Origin of the sequence: Streptomyces cyaneofuscatus (genome assembly GCF_033109485.1) — a bacterium.
In the GTDB taxonomy this organism is placed as follows: Bacteria; Actinomycetota; Actinomycetes; order Streptomycetales; family Streptomycetaceae; genus Streptomyces; species Streptomyces cyaneofuscatus.
The window spans coordinates 3,636,517-3,650,477 of the sequence record NZ_CP137002.1; the positions used below are offsets into that span (position 1 = coordinate 3,636,517).

At 70.7% G+C, this 13,961-nt stretch carries 16 protein-coding genes; 5 read left to right on the plus strand and 11 right to left on the minus strand.

Annotated features, from left to right (window positions below; translation table 11 throughout):
* Positions 1-215: 215 nt before the first annotated feature.
* The 6 genes from rlmB to R2B67_RS15935 all read right to left on the minus strand — a co-directional run bounded on the left by rlmB (position 216) and on the right by R2B67_RS15935 (position 5,613).
* Positions 216-1,172 (minus strand): 23S rRNA (guanosine(2251)-2'-O)-methyltransferase RlmB, encoded by a 957-nt coding sequence (rlmB, locus tag R2B67_RS15910; RefSeq protein WP_317818819.1) that lies wholly within the window; start codon positions 1,170-1,172, stop codon positions 216-218.
* A gap of 111 nt (positions 1,173-1,283) precedes the next feature.
* The gene (gene cysS / locus R2B67_RS15915; RefSeq protein ID WP_317818820.1) at positions 1,284-2,684 is read right to left on the minus strand and encodes a cysteine--tRNA ligase; all 1,401 of its coding nucleotides are present in this window, start codon (positions 2,682-2,684) and stop codon (positions 1,284-1,286) included.
* A gap of 210 nt (positions 2,685-2,894) precedes the next feature.
* Positions 2,895-3,299, minus strand: a complete 405-nt coding sequence (locus R2B67_RS15920; protein ID WP_018511062.1) for a PPOX class F420-dependent oxidoreductase — start codon at positions 3,297-3,299, stop codon at positions 2,895-2,897.
* Positions 3,300-3,492: 193 nt separating this feature from the next.
* A complete protein-coding gene (ispF, locus tag R2B67_RS15925) occupies positions 3,493-4,008 on the minus strand; it encodes a 2-C-methyl-D-erythritol 2,4-cyclodiphosphate synthase (protein WP_317818821.1) in 516 nt (171 codons plus the stop codon).
* Positions 3,998-4,765 carry a 2-C-methyl-D-erythritol 4-phosphate cytidylyltransferase gene (ispD, locus tag R2B67_RS15930; RefSeq protein ID WP_317818822.1) on the minus strand — a complete coding sequence of 256 codons (768 nt, stop codon included), beginning with the start codon at positions 4,763-4,765 and terminating at the stop codon, positions 3,998-4,000. Before ispD ends, ispF begins: the two co-directional genes overlap by 11 nt.
* 365 nt (positions 4,766-5,130) lie before the next feature.
* The gene (locus R2B67_RS15935) at positions 5,131-5,613 is read right to left on the minus strand and encodes a CarD family transcriptional regulator (protein WP_006380568.1); all 483 of its coding nucleotides are present in this window, start codon (positions 5,611-5,613) and stop codon (positions 5,131-5,133) included.
* Positions 5,614-6,288: 675 nt separating this feature from the next.
* On the opposite strand from R2B67_RS15935, the gene R2B67_RS15940 reads away from it, so the two are divergent.
* Complete coding sequence (locus R2B67_RS15940) at positions 6,289-6,981, plus strand: DUF461 domain-containing protein (RefSeq protein WP_317818828.1); 693 nt, start codon at positions 6,289-6,291, stop codon at positions 6,979-6,981.
* 101 nt (positions 6,982-7,082) lie between these two features.
* On the opposite strand, the gene R2B67_RS15945 is transcribed toward R2B67_RS15940, so the two are convergent.
* Together R2B67_RS15945 and R2B67_RS15950 are read right to left on the minus strand one after the other, a co-directional pair.
* On the minus strand, positions 7,083-7,763 hold the full coding sequence (locus R2B67_RS15945) for a two-component system response regulator PhoP (RefSeq protein WP_003968183.1): 681 nt from the start codon (positions 7,761-7,763) through the stop codon (positions 7,083-7,085).
* Positions 7,760-9,040, minus strand: a complete 1,281-nt coding sequence (locus R2B67_RS15950; protein WP_317818835.1) for a two-component system sensor histidine kinase PhoR — start codon at positions 9,038-9,040, stop codon at positions 7,760-7,762. The genes R2B67_RS15945 and R2B67_RS15950 overlap by 4 nt, the downstream gene beginning before the upstream one ends.
* 197 nt (positions 9,041-9,237) lie before the next feature.
* Between R2B67_RS15950 and phoU the strand changes: the two genes are divergently transcribed.
* Both phoU and R2B67_RS15960 read left to right on the plus strand, forming a co-directional pair.
* Complete coding sequence (phoU, locus tag R2B67_RS15955) at positions 9,238-9,918, plus strand: phosphate signaling complex protein PhoU (protein ID WP_018511067.1); 681 nt, start codon at positions 9,238-9,240, stop codon at positions 9,916-9,918.
* Positions 9,919-10,139: 221 nt separating this feature from the next.
* Positions 10,140-10,289 (plus strand): hypothetical protein, encoded by a 150-nt coding sequence (locus tag R2B67_RS15960; protein ID WP_199784458.1) that lies wholly within the window; start codon positions 10,140-10,142, stop codon positions 10,287-10,289.
* Positions 10,290-10,430: 141 nt separating this feature from the next.
* Here the strand turns inward: R2B67_RS15960 and R2B67_RS15965 are convergent, their stop codons facing one another.
* Positions 10,431-11,756: an MDR family MFS transporter gene (locus tag R2B67_RS15965; protein ID WP_018511068.1), complete on the minus strand. Its 1,326-nt coding sequence runs from the start codon at positions 11,754-11,756 to the stop codon at positions 10,431-10,433.
* A gap of 230 nt (positions 11,757-11,986) precedes the next feature.
* On the opposite strand from R2B67_RS15965, the gene R2B67_RS15970 reads away from it, so the two are divergent.
* Complete coding sequence (locus tag R2B67_RS15970) at positions 11,987-12,748, plus strand: phosphoglyceromutase (RefSeq protein WP_018511069.1); 762 nt, start codon at positions 11,987-11,989, stop codon at positions 12,746-12,748.
* A 195-nt stretch (positions 12,749-12,943) separates the two neighbouring features.
* The gene (locus tag R2B67_RS15975; protein ID WP_317818839.1) at positions 12,944-13,168 is read left to right on the plus strand and encodes a cold-shock protein; all 225 of its coding nucleotides are present in this window, start codon (positions 12,944-12,946) and stop codon (positions 13,166-13,168) included.
* Positions 13,169-13,220: 52 nt separating this feature from the next.
* Here the strand turns inward: R2B67_RS15975 and R2B67_RS15980 are convergent, their stop codons facing one another.
* Complete coding sequence (locus R2B67_RS15980; RefSeq protein ID WP_317818842.1) at positions 13,221-13,652, minus strand: hypothetical protein; 432 nt, start codon at positions 13,650-13,652, stop codon at positions 13,221-13,223.
* Positions 13,649-13,933, minus strand: a complete 285-nt coding sequence (locus tag R2B67_RS15985; RefSeq protein ID WP_317818846.1) for a hypothetical protein — start codon at positions 13,931-13,933, stop codon at positions 13,649-13,651. Before R2B67_RS15985 ends, R2B67_RS15980 begins: the two co-directional genes overlap by 4 nt.
* Positions 13,934-13,961: the final 28 nt, after the last annotated feature.

Below are 13,961 nucleotides of genomic sequence, written 5' to 3' on the forward strand. Positions count from 1 at the left end.
AGACCCGTCAAGATCCGGCCAAACTCGGGCATCCTGGAACCCTGTTCGGCGTTCGCGCGTCAACTCGGTGAGCGGGCGAGCCCGTTGCCGAGGTGGTCATCGCGCGAACGCCGTACGGGAGGCCGGTGCGCGGCTAGGGCGTGTCCGGCGGATCAGCGCCGTGGACCCGGCGCGGATCAGCGCCGTGGGCCCGGCCAAGATCCGCCGGACACGCCCTACGCGCGGCGGCGCGCCACCTCGTAGAGCACGATGCCGGCCGCGACGCCTGCGTTGAGGGATTCGGCGCCGCCCGGCATGGAGATCCGGACGCGGTAGTCGCAGGTCTCGCCGACGAGGCGGCCCAGGCCCTTGCCCTCGCTGCCGATGACGATGACGACCGGACCGGCCAGCTGCTCCAGGTCCTCGACCGTGTGCTCGCCGTCGGCGGCGAGGCCGACGACCGTGAGGCCCGCCTTCTGGTAGCCCTCCAGGGCGCGGGTCAGGTTGGTGACCCGGGAGACCGGGGTGCGGGCCGCCGTACCGGCCGAGGACTTCCACGCTCCGGCGGTCATGCCGGCCGCGCGGCGCTCGGGGACGACCACGCCGTGGCCGCCGAACGCGGAGACCGAGCGGACGATCGCGCCGAGGTTCCGGGGGTCGGTGACGCCGTCGAGGGCGACGATCAGCGGGTCCTCGTTGTTGTCGTGCGCGGCGGCGGTGAGGTCCTCCGGGTGCGCGTACTCGTACGGCGGGACCTGGAGGACGAGGCCCTGGTGGTTCAGGCCGTTCGTCATCCGGTCCAGCTCGGGGCGCGGGGCCTCCATCAGGTTGATGTTGCCGCGCTCGCCCGCGAGCTTGAGGGCGTCGCGGACGCGCTCGTCGTTGTCGATGTACTGCTGGACGTAGAGGGTGGTGGCGGGGACGCCGTCGCGCAGGGCCTCGTAGACGGGGTTGCGGCCGACGACCATCTCGGAGGTGCCCTTCACGCCGCCGCGCCGGGGCGCGGGGCGGCGGGCGGCGGCCTGCTTGGCCTGGGCGTTGGCGACCCGGTTCTTCTTGTGTCCCTTGCGGGCGGAGGCGGGCGGCGTGGGGCCCTTGCCCTCCAGGCCACGGCGTCGCTGGCCACCGCTGCCGACCTGCGCGCCCTTCTTGTTGGACGTGCGGCGGTTCCTGCGCTGGCTGTTCCCGGCCATGACCTACCTGTTCCTGTAAATCTGCGATCTGCATGGAGATGCGGATCGTGTACGTCTCAGTGTGCCGCCCGGATCGCCGGGCGGCACCATTGCCCTGTTCAGAGGGTGCGCTCAGCGCGGTCCGAGTGTCCACCGGGGACCGTTGGCGCTGTCCTCGATGACGAGTCCGGACTGGTTGAGCTGGTCGCGGATGGCGTCGGCGGCGGCCCAGTCCTTGCGGGCCCGGGCCGACTGCCGCTGGTCGAGGACCAGGCGTACGAGGGTGTCGACGACGCCGTGGAGATCCTCGCCCCGGTCGCCCTCGCCCGCCCAGTGCTCGTCGAGGGGGTCGAGTCCGAGGACGCCGAGCATGGCCCGGACCTCGGCGAGGCGGGCGACGGCGGCTTCCTTGTCGTCGGCGGCGAGCGCGCTGTTGCCCTGGCGGACCGTGGTGTGGACGATCGCGAGGGCCTGCGGCACGCCCAGGTCCTCGTCCATCGCCTCGGCGAAGGCGGGCGGCACCTCGGCGGCGGGGGCGACGACCTCCCCCGCCTTCTCGGTGACGCGCTGGACGAAGCCCTCGATCCGCGCGAAGGCGGACTCGGCCTCGCGCAGGGATTCCTCGCTGTACTCGATCATGGACCGGTAGTGCGGGGTGCCCAGGTAGTAGCGCAGGACGATCGGGCGCCAGTGCTTGACCATCTCGCTGACGAGGACGGAGTTGCCGAGGGATTTCGACATCTTCTCGCCGGCCATGGTGACCCAGGCGTTGTGCACCCAGTAGTTGGCGAACGCGTCGCCGTACGCCTTGGCCTGGGCGATCTCGTTCTCGTGGTGCGGGAAGATCAGGTCGAGCCCGCCGCCGTGGATGTCGAACGCGGAGCCCAGGTACTTGTGGGCCATCGCCGAGCACTCCAGGTGCCAGCCGGGCCGGCCGCGGCCCCAGGGGGTCTCCCAGCTGGGCTCGCCCGGCTTGGCCGCCTTCCACATGGCGAAGTCCCGCTGGTCGCGCTTGCCGGTCTCGCCCTCGCCGGAGGGCTGGCGCAGGTCGTCCAGCTCCTGGTTGGAGAGCTCCAGGTAGCTGGGGAGGGACCGGACGTCGAAGTAGACGTTGCCGTCCGCCTCGTAGGCGTGGCCGCGCTCGATGAGGCCGCGCATCATCTCGATCATCTCGGTGATGTGGCCGGTGGCACGGGGCTCGTAGGTGGGCGGCAGGCAGCCCAGCGCGTCGTAGCCGTCGTTGAACGCGCGCTCGTTCTCGTAACCGATCGACCACCAGGGGCGGCCCTGTTCGGCGGACTTCTTGATGATCTTGTCGTCGATGTCGGTGACGTTCCGGATGAACGTCACGTCGTAGCCGCGGTAGGTGAACCAGCGGCGCATGATGTCGAAGTTCAGCCCGGAACGGATGTGCCCGATGTGCGGTGCGGCCTGGACGGTAGCGCCACAGAGGTAGATCGAGACACAGCCCGCTGTGAGCGGGACGAAGTCACGGATCTGCCGGGCGCTGGTGTCGTGCAGGCGAATAGTCACGCCTCAAGGGTAGTAGGCCGACACCAGTGCCCCGCGACCCTTGGGCGATCGCGGGGGCAACTTTCTGATACCGGCCTGGTCGGGGAGGGTCGGGGAGGCCCCGCCGAGGGCTCTCGGGGGCTCTGCGGGGCCCTCGGGAGGGCTCGGCGGGGCTTTCGTGGGCTCTCCGGGGCTTCTTCGGTGGGCTCTCCGGAGGCTTTGGTGGGCTCCTCAGATGCGGCCGACGACCTTGCGCGGGGTGATCCGGACCACGACCCGGGGGTCGTCCTGGGCGGAGTTCGGGTTGAACTCCGCGTACGGCTTGCCGGTGTACTTCACCGACAGCTCGTCGATCAGCTCCTGGCCGCCCTCCGTGGTCAGCTCCGCCCGGCCGCGGATCTCCGCGTAGGTGTACGGGTTGTCGGCCGGCTGGACGACGACGGTGACGCGCGGGTCGCGGCGGAGGTTCGTCTCCTTGCGGCGGCCGACCGTGGTGGAGATCAGGACGTCGTCGCCGTCGCGCTTCACCCACACCGGGGAGACCTGCGGGCTGCCGTCCGGCTGGATGGTGGCGATGTTGACGAAGACCGGGGTGTCGAGAAGGTTCTTGAGCTCGGTGGAGAGTGCGGCGGTCATGACGTACGTCCTCCTGAGTGGCCGGGTGGTGCGGTGTCGGTTGCCTGTGGTCCGGTGTCGGTTGCCCTGCGGTCCTACCCACCAACCTCGCGCGCCCTCTGTTACTTCCCGCGTCGCCCTTACTTCTTGCCGTGTCCCGCCGGAAGGGTGAACGCGAGTACCGCGGATCACTCCTGCCTCCTGGTGGACCGGGTCAGCCCGCCCGGTAGACCAGCGCCGTCGCGATCCCCGCGAGGCCCTCGCCGCGGCCGGTGAAGCCGAGGCCGTCCGAGGTCGCGGCGGAGAGCGAGACCGGGGCGCCCACGGCGGCGGACAGCACCTTCTGCGCCTCGTCGCGCCGCTTGCCGATCTTCGGGCGTACGCCGACGACCTGGACGGCGACGTTCCCGATCTCGTACCCCTCGGCGCGGACGATCCGGGCGGCCTCGGTGAGCAGGGTCACGCCCGCGGCGCCGGACCACTCGGGGCGGCCGGTGCCGAAGTGCTGCCCGAGGTCGCCGAGGCCGGCGGCGGAGAAGAGGGCGTTGCAGGCGGCGTGGGCGACGACGTCGGCGTCCGAGTGGCCGGCCAGGCCGGGGCCCTCGCCCTCCCACTTCAGGCCCGCGCACCACAGCTCGCGGCCCTCCTCGAAGGCGTGGATGTCGGTGCCGATACCGACGAGCGGGATGACGGGGGCGCCGGGGACTGCGCCGGGGGTCTCAGAAGCCATCGTGGGCCCTCCTGCGGGCGAGTACCGCTTCGGCCAGCACCAGGTCGAGCGGCCGGGTCACCTTGAACGCCTCTTCGTGGCCGGGGACGACGACGACCGGCGTGCCGAGGCGTTCGACCATGCCCGCGTCGTCCGTGGCGCCCTCGCCGTCGAGGGCGACCTCGGCGTGGGCCCGTACGAGGGTGTCGCGGTCGAAGCCCTGCGGGGTCTGCACCGCGCGCAGCCTGGCCCGTACGGGGGTGGAGAGCACCGGCTCCGGCTCCCCGGCCACCTCGGCGGGCTCGACCTCCTTGACGGTGTCGGTGAGCGGCAGGGCGGGAACGACGGCGGCCGCCCCGTTCCGTACGGCTTCGACGACCGCGTCCACCGTGTCGACCGGCACCAGCGGGCGGGCGGCGTCGTGGACCAGGACGACGGCGATGTCCTCGGGCAGTGCGTCGAGGCCGAGGCCCACCGACTCCTGCCGGGTGTCGCCGCCAGGCACGACCAGGTAGTCGGTGCGCTCGGGCAGGGCGTGCTCGTCGAGGAGGTGCTTCACCTCGGGCGCGCCGTCCGGCGGGGCGACGACCACGACGAGGGAGACGGCCCGGGAGGCCGCCATGGCGCGTACGGCGTGGATGAGCATGGGCGTGCCGCCGAGCGCCCGGAGGGCCTTGGGCGCGCCCGGTCCGAGCCGTATGCCGCGTCCGGCCGCGGGGATCACCGCTGCGGTACGTGGGGGGCGCGGCCGGTCGGGCGGGGGTGACGTCGAGGCCATCGATTGCACTCCGAAGGTCCGGGGGTTCGGCAGGTTTGTTTCCACGGGCGACGTGGGTAGGGGCCCAGCAAGCCGGGCGTGACGCCCTGACTTGAACCGGGCCCCTTCCGTGACCCCCGGTCGAGCAGAGTCGCAGCGGCGATCAACGGTACGGCGGATGACGATACGGCCGGTGGCGGTGCGTGCGGCGCATCGTCGTCGCCGGGTACGGGAATCGGCCGGGTACCGGTGGTACCGGGTAGGGGAATTGCCGGGAGTCGGGCTCGCGATCCGGATCCGGACATGCCGCAGCGCCCGACGACACACCGTACAAACGGCTGGTCAGCGGGCACCGCGGCACATTCTTACGACCGGTGCGATCCGGTTCAGGACGCTAGGACCTCGTCGAGAAGGGCCTCGGCCTTGTCCTCGTTCGTGTTCTCCGCGAGAGCGAGCTCGCTCACCAGGATCTGGCGGGCCTTGGCGAGCATGCGCTTCTCTCCGGCGGAGAGACCGCGCTCGCGCTCACGACGCCACAGGTCACGCACGACTTCAGCGACCTTGATGACATCACCCGAGGCGAGCTTTTCCAGATTTGCCTTGTAACGCCGGGACCAGTTGGTCGGCTCTTCGGCATACGGTGCGCGAAGCACCTCGAAGACCCGGTCCAGCCCCTCCTGCCCGACCACGTCGCGCACGCCCACGAACTCCGCATTGTCCGCCGGCACACGAACCGTCAAGTCGCCCTGGGCGACCTTGAGCACCAAGTAGGTCTTGTCCACGCCTTTGATCTGGCGAGTTTCGATAGCCTCGATCAGCGCGGCCCCGTGATGGGGATAGACCACGGTGTCGCCAACCTTGAACGTCATGTGACAGGTACCCCTTCCGTGGCTATCCAGAGTAACACGAGAATCGCCTCTCCTGAATGGCGTTTTCGCAGGTCAGGGCATATCTCAGGGCTTGACAACAGCAACATGGACGTGCTGCGGAAGGCTTCCGGAAGACGGTATTCGCAGGTCGGAGCGGCTGTGCGACCAAGGGGAAACACTCGCGTCACACGGTCCGGAAGCCCCACAGAAGAGGGCGAAAGTCCCGTTTTGTCGGGTTCCAGATAGTGAACTTTACCTACTCCGTTCGGTCATCGATCACCCGTACGGATGTAAGTGCACGTGCCCAATGAAATTGATCAAGCCCCCCACCTCGCGACGCCTTTCGCGGGGAATGCGCCGCGGCCGGAGGAATTGATCACCGCGATTATGTGAACGGCACGTGACACATCGGTCCCTGGGTGCGGCCGTCCCGCGCCGCTCCACCGCGCGCCGGGCCGCCGGGCCGTCGGGGAAGCGCTCCCCCGGAAGAGCCACGCCCCCTAGAGGCGGGTCGGGTGCGGGGCGGGAGTGGTGGCTCGGTAGCCTAAGGCCGCTGACACACCCTTAGGGCGGCTTTACGTCACCCCTTCCCGTCCGTCCGCGGGGCGCTCAGCACCCGTACAACGCCCGACGTCCGAAGTCCGCAGTCCGATCGTTCAAGGAGTTGCCGCCGCCGTGAGCCGCAGCCTTCGACACGGCGCCCTCGCCGCCACTGCCATCGCGTTCTCGATCGTCTCCCTGTCCGCCTGCGCGGCGGGCAACAACGCCGAGACGCTCAAGGTCAGGCCGGACAACGCGGCCACCTCGGTGGGCACCATCAAGGTCCAGAACGCGAACGTGATCACGCAGGCCGAGCCCGAGGCCGAGGGGCCGGCCGTCGTGGTCGCGACGCTGTTCAACGACGGCACCGAGGACGAGGTCCTGGAGAGCGTCACGCTGCCCGGCACCGACGTGCAGGTGAAGCTCCAGCCCGCGAAGGGCACCGGCCCCGTCGAGATCCCGGCCGGCGGCCGCGTCGTCCTCGGCGGCAAGGGCAACGCCTCCGCCGTGATCGAGGGAGGCCGCGAGGCCACCCAGGACGGCAACGTCCAGCAGGTCGTCTTCAAGCTGAGCCGCACCGGCGACGTCGGCCTCGGCGCCAACGTCGTCCCGGCGACCGGCTACTACAAGGACTTCGGCCCCAGCGCGCTGCCCGAGGCCCCGGCGGCCACGCCGAGCGGGACCCCGGAGGCCGGCGGCTCCGAGACGCCGGAGGCCCCGGCCGGCGAGACCCCCGAGTCCCCCGCCGCCGGCACCCCCGAGTCCCCGGCGGCCGGTACGGAGCAGCAGGGCACCCCGGAGACCGCGACGGCCGGGACGACCGGCTGACGCCACCCGCGTACGTACGAAAAACGCGCAGGCATACGAGAGGGGCGCTTCCCGGCCGGGAAGCGCCCCTTTCGCGCGGTCGCCGCCGTCCTGCCTGCGGTTTACGGCTCGAACTTGTACCCGAGGCCCCGCACCGTGACGAGGTAGCGCGGCGCGCCGGGGTCGGGCTCGATCTTGGCGCGCAGGCGCTTGACGTGGACGTCGAGGGTCTTGGTGTCGCCGACGTAGTCCGCGCCCCAGACCCGGTCGATGAGCTGCATACGGGTCAGCACGCGGCCCGCGTTGCGCAGGAGCATCTCCAGGAGGTCGAACTCCTTGAGCGGGAGGTCGACCTTGCCGCCGGAGACCGTCACCACGTGCCGGTCGACGTCCATCCGGACCGGGCCCGCCTCCAGGGCGGCCGGGGTGACCTCCTCCGGCTCCCCGCGGCGGCGCAGGACGGCGCGGATGCGGGCGACGAGCTCGCGCGAGGAGAACGGCTTGGTGACGTAGTCGTCGGCTCCTATTTCGAGACCGACGACCTTGTCGATCTCGCTGTCCTTGGCGGTGACCATGATCACCGGAACGTTGGAGCGGCTGCGGAGCTGGCGGCACACCTCGGTGCCGGGCAGGCCGGGCAGCATCAGGTCGAGCAGGACCAGGTCGGCGCCGTTGCGCTCGAACTCGTCCAGGCCGTCGGGGCCGGTCGCGGCGATCGCGACCTCGAAACCTTCCTTGCGCAGCATGTAGGACAGGGCGTCGCTGAAGGATTCCTCATCCTCGACGACAAGCACTCGGGTCACGGAAGAGCCTCCGGGGCGGGGAAGGGGTCATAGGAGTCGGTCTCGAACGGGGGCTGGTCCTTGTCACCGACGCCGTTGACGCCGTTGACGATAAGGGGTCCGCCGGTGGTGCGCTCCCTCACGGCGCCCGATTCGGGCAGCCGGAGGGTGAAGGTGGAGCCCTGTCCCTCGGAGCTCCAGACGGTGACCTCCCCGCCGTGCGAGGCGGCCACGTGTTTGACGATGGCGAGGCCGAGACCGGTGCCACCGGTGGCCCGTGAGCGGGCCGGGTCGACGCGGTAGAACCGCTCGAAGACCCGCTCGCGGTCCTTCTCCGAGATGCCGATGCCCTGGTCGGTCACGGCGATCTCGATCAGGTCCCCGCCCGGTCCGGTGGTGCGGCGGGCCGCGATACCGACCCGGGTGCGGGCGGGACTGTAGTTGACGGCGTTCTCGACCAGGTTGCCGAGCGCTCCGACGAGCTGGCCCCGGTTGCCCCAGACGGTGAGGCTCTCGGTGCCGCCGGAGGCCATGGTGATCTGCTTGGAGCCGGCCTGCTGGCGGCAGCGGTCGATCGCCTCGGCGACGAGCACCTCCACCTTGACCGGCTCGGCGTCCTCCAGCGGGTCGTCGTTCTGCACCCGGGAGAGGTCGATGAGCTCCTGGACCAGGTTGGTGAGCCGGGTCGCCTCGATCTGCATGCGTCCGGCGAACCGCTCCACCGCCTCCGGGTCGTCGGAGGCGTCCATGACCGCTTCGGAGAGCAGGGAGAGCGCTCCCGTGGGGGTCTTGAGCTCATGGCTGACGTTGGCGACGAAGTCGCGCCGTACCGCTTCTATCCGGCGGGCCTCGGTGAGGTCCTCGACGAGCAGCAGCACCAGCCGCGAGCCCAGCGGGGCGACCCGGGCGGAGACCGCGAGGGTGTCCCCCCGGCCCGTACCGCGCCGGGGCAGATCCAGCTCGCCCTGGCGTATCTCCCCGTCCCGCCGGGTGTCCCTGGCCATGTTGAGCATGGGCTCGACGGCCAGCCGGCCGCCCCTGACCAGGCCCAGGGCGTACGCCGCGGAGCTGGCCTTCACCACGCTGTCGCTCTCGTCGAGGACGACGGCGGAGGAGCTGAGAACGGAGAGGACGGTGTCCACTCCGGGGGGCAGGGCGGCGTTGCTGTCCGGCCGCAGCGACGTACGCGTGGGCCGTTTCAGGTCGCGCTCGCTCCAGCGGAACGCCAGCATGGCGATCACACCGGTCAACAGCCCGGCGATCGCTGCAGCTGCGGCGACCGCCGCGTTCACGTCCATGCTTCAAGGTTATGCGGGTGCGCCGACACTCTCCCAGCCGTCCGAGTGCCATCTCGAACACTCGTCGCCCAGAGTTCACCGAGGGGTAGGAGCCGGTTCACTTAGGGGGCCGGATACGGACGCGTTGCGGCCGCACCGTGTAACCGTGGGGGTCGGTCCGAGACCCCGGCCTCAGTTGGAACTGGAGAGGGACTTCCATGCGCGACGCTTACCACGAGGAACTCGACTCGATCGGAGAAGGCCTGGTCGAGATGGCCCGGCTGGTCGGATCGGCGATCGGCCGGGCGACCACGTCCATGCTCGACGCCGACCTGAAGCTCGCGGAGAGCGTGATCGCCGGTGACCAGAAGGTCGACGACCTCCAGCACGACCTGGAGGCGCGCGCGATCGCCCTCCTCGCCCGTCAGCAGCCGGTCGCGACCGATCTGCGGATCGTGGTGACCTCCCTGCGGATGAGCGCCGACCTGGAGCGCTCCGGCGACCTCGCCCAGCACGTGGCGAAGCTGGCCCGGCTGCGCTTCCCGCAGTCGGCGGTCCCGCACGACCTGCACGCCACCATCCTGGAGATGGGCCAGCTCGCCCAGCGGCTGATGGCCAAGGCCGCCGAGGTCATCATCACCAAGGACGTCGATCTGGCGCTCCAGCTGGAGCAGGACGACGACGAGATGGACCTGCTGCACCGCACGCTCTTCCAGCACCTGATGGACGACCGCTGGAAGCACGGCATCGAGACGGCCGTCGACGTGACGCTGCTGGGCCGCTACTACGAGCGTTTCGCGGACCACGCGGTGTCGGTGGCCAAGCGCGTCGTCTACCTGGTGACGGGTGAGCACGCGGACGAGATCCAGGCGGCGACGACGCCGGCGGAGGGCTCGTAGCCGGTACGGGAAGGCGTGCGGGCCGTCCGTACGCTCCCGGCGCACGCGAGTCGCACATGTGTTCCCGCCCGTGTGCGCTGTTGATGCGCCGTGCGGGATGGGCATGCAATGGGGCGGGGACGGCGCCAGGGCCGTACGCGGTACGTACGGGCCCTGCCGTCACGTCCCCGGCGGCGGCGCAGCGGCGTCCGCCGCCCAGCCGTACGCCCTGAGGAGGGACCATGGCCGATTCCCCCACGACCGAACCCCCGCTGGAGACCCCGACCGAAGTGGTGCACCTGACCGTGCTCGGCGCCTGCGGCTGCGGCTCGGGCTGCGGGTGCGGCTGCCAGTCCGGTGCTCCGTGCCAGTGCGGCGGCTGCTCGGGCTGACGCGCGCCGCGCGTCCCGTACAGCGTTCGCACGTCCCGTACGGCGTTCACGGACGACGGCGCCCGCCCGGAGAGTGGTCCGGGCGGGCCCGTCGTCGTTCTCGATGTCGTTCTCGTCGTCGTCCTCACGGTCCAGGGCGGCTCAGCCCGCGCGCTCGATCGCCGGCGCCGGGTCGGGCTCGGCCTGGTCCGGCCGGGCCTGAGCGGGTACGGGGGCGGGCTCGGGGACGGCCTCGTCCGCGAGGATCTCCTCACGGGGCAGGTTGCGCATCAGCAGCCAGTAGCCGAGGCCGGCGACCGTACCGATCACCGCGCAGGCGCCCCAGAGCCAGGCGGCGCCGTAGTGGTCGATCACGAAACCGGACATCAGGGGTGCGACGAGGGCCGCCACCGACCAGGACATCGTGTACATGCCCTGGTAACGGCCCCGGCCCTGGGCCGGCGACAGCTGGACGACCAGACCCGTCTGGGTGGGCGCGTTGACGATCTCGGCGAGGGTCCAGACGCAGACCGTCAGGGCGTACACGGCGACGGACCCGGCGAAGGCGGTCAGCCCGAAGCCGTACCCGGCGAGCAGCGAGGAGATGATCAGCAGCCGGCGCGGGTCGCGGTGCTGGATGAAGCGGGTGACGGGGATCTGGAGGGCGACGATCAGGACGCCGTTGACGGCGATGGCGGTACCGAAGTCGGAGCTGGAGAGCCCGTCCGCCCCCATCGCCACCGGCAGCCCCACGTACCCCTGCTGGAAGATCAGGGACACCAGGAACGACAGCCCCACGACCCCCATGAAGCGCCCGTCACGCAGCACCGTGGTGATCCGGACCTCGTCCTTGGCCCGCTTGCCGCCGGCGGTCTTCACCGGGGCGGCCTGTGCGGGCCGCGACTCCGGCACCTTGAGGAAGACGACGACGGCGCACGCGAGCACCATCAGGGCCTCGCCGAGGAAGCCCGCGAGATAGCTGTACTCGGCGATGAACCCGGCCCCGGCGGAGGAGACGGCGAACCCGAGGTTGATGGCCCAGTAGTTCAAGGAGAAGGCCCGCACGCGGTCCTTGGGGGGCACGATGTCGGCCATCATCGCCTGGACGGCGGGGCGTGAGGCGTTGCTCGCCATGCCGACGAGGAACGCGACGGCGGCGATGGCGCCCGGGTGCTCCATGAACCCGAGCACCGCCACGGAGACGGCCATCGACAGCTGCGCGATCAGCATGGTGGGCCGCCGCCCGAGGCGGTCGGTCATCACCCCGGCGCCGAGCGAGGAGATGACCCCGCCGAGCCCGTGGAGGGCGGCGACGAGACCGGCGTACGAGGCCGAGTAGCCCCGGTCCAGGGTCAGATACAGCGCCATGAAGGTGGCGACGAAACCGCCGAGCCGGTTGACCAGCGTGCTGAGCCAGAGCCACCAGAACTCCCGGGGCAGCCCGGAGACGGTCTCACGTGCGGCGGTTCTGAGACCGGCGACGGACATGCGGTTCCCCCCACAGGACGTGCGAACGAGGCACACCGGGTAAGAGTCCCGATGGCAGTCCGAACATTACGAAGCGGGGCTTCCCGTCCGCCACCCGATTGACGCCGAACGTCAATCGTCCCCGCGCCGAGCGCTTCCGCAGGGCTCTGTCCGGGTGCCCCGTCCGGGTACCTTGTCCGCTACGCGGGCGGGCGCGCGGAGGGTGTGCGGGTTCGATTACGCTCGGACTCATGGCCGACGCACCGTACAAGCTGATCCTCCTCCGCCACGGCGAGAGCGAATGGAACGCGAAGAACCTGTTCACCGGTTGGGTGGACGTCAACCTCACCGAAAAGGGCGAGAAGGAAGCAGTCCGCGGCGGTGAGCTGCTCAAGGACGCCGGTCTGCTCCCCGACGTCCTGCACACCTCCCTCCAGCGCCGCGCGATCCGCACCGCGCAGCTGGCCCTGGAGTCCGCCGACCGCCTCTGGATCCCGGTCCGCCGCTCCTGGCGCCTGAACGAGCGCCACTACGGGGCCCTCCAGGGCAAGGACAAGGCGCAGACCCTGGCCGAGTTCGGCGAGGAGCAGTTCATGCTCTGGCGCCGCTCGTACGACACCCCGCCGCCGCCGCTGGCCCGCGACGACGAGTACAGCCAGTTCGACGACCCGCGCTACGCGGACCTCCCGCCGGAGCTGCGCCCGGACACGGAGTGCCTGAAGGACGTCGTGGTCCGGATGCTCCCGTACTGGTTCGACAGCATTGTCCCCGACCTCCTCACCGGCCGCACGGTCCTGGTCGCCGCCCACGGCAACAGCCTCCGCGGCCTGGTGAAGCACCTGGACGGCATCTCGGACGAGGACATCTCGGGCCTCAACATCCCGACGGGCATCCCGCTCTCCTACGAGCTGGACGCCGACTTCAAGCCGCTGAAGCCGGGCGGCACGTACCTCGATCCGGACGCGGCGAAGGCGGCCATCGAGGCCGTTAAGAACCAGGGCAAGAAGAAGTAGGTTCCCTGATCATGCCCCCGAACTGCGCCTACGGCGCGGGGCGGGGGCATTTTCACGTGCTGGGGGGCTGGGATGCCTGGGGCCAGCCTGGTGCGCGCTTGAGAGCCTAGAGGCAGGCACTGACAACGGAGCCGGTCCGTGGGCCAGGGCGATACCCGTGGGCGGGGATGCGGACGGGGCGCATAAAGTTCCGGCATGGTGATCGCGACGGTTCGTGAGTGGGACGACGAGGAGGGGTGGGGTGTGCTCGACTCCGCCGAGACTCCCGGCGGTTGCTTCGGGCACTACTCCGACATCCGGGCGACCGGCTTCCGTAGGCTGTCGGCCGGGCAGCGGGTCGACCTCACCTGGGAAGCCCCCGGGTTCCAGCAGGACGGGTACGACTACCGGGCCCTGAGCATCGTGCCCCGGGCCGCGTGACCTCCCTCGGTGTCCGGAGGGCGGGTGGGGCCCTCGGGCGGGCGGGCCGTGGTCAGTTCGGGATCCTTGCGGCTACGAATCCCTCGCCGTCCTGGAACTCGATCAGTACGTGGCCGTCGGTGAAGTAGAGCCAGCACTCGTAGCAGCTGCCCACCACCATCTCTGCGTGGGCCGCCACGGCTTCGGCCTCCAGCGCGACCGAGGGCACTGCGTGGTTGCCCCAGAAGATGACGACGAGCTCGCCCTCGGCCCCGTGACGACGCACCATCTCGCGCAGCCCGTCCCCGTCGAACTCCTCGGAGCGTTCAAGGACTTCGGCGCCCCGCCAGTCCAGGCGCGTCGAGTTCACCGAGGCGAAGCGGTTGAGGCTGACGCCGGCGAAGGTCCGGTCCTCCGCGTACGTCAGCGCGATGGCGGCCTCCCCCGCGGCGGCCAGCAACGCGGCGATGGGCTCGGGGTGCGCCCCGTAGCCGTCCGTCTTCACCGGGCGCCTTCCTCCGGGCGACCGGGGGTGGAGTTCGGGACGAAGAGGCTGAGGCGGTACGTCGTCGGCTGCTTCAGGCGGCCGCAGAGTGTGTCCATCCGCACGGCGGACCAGTCGATCCGGGAGCCTTCCGCCCGCAAGCGCCGGACGTAGGCGTGGCGTTCCGACGCGTCCTGTGTCTCGAAGAGCACGCTCCAACGGCCCGCCTCGGGGGCGAAGCGCTCGGCGGACGGCCGTGGTTCGCCCGGTGGCTGTCGTCTTCTCTTTCGCTGACCTGGCATCGGACCAGAATCGTCCCTTCGGGCCGGG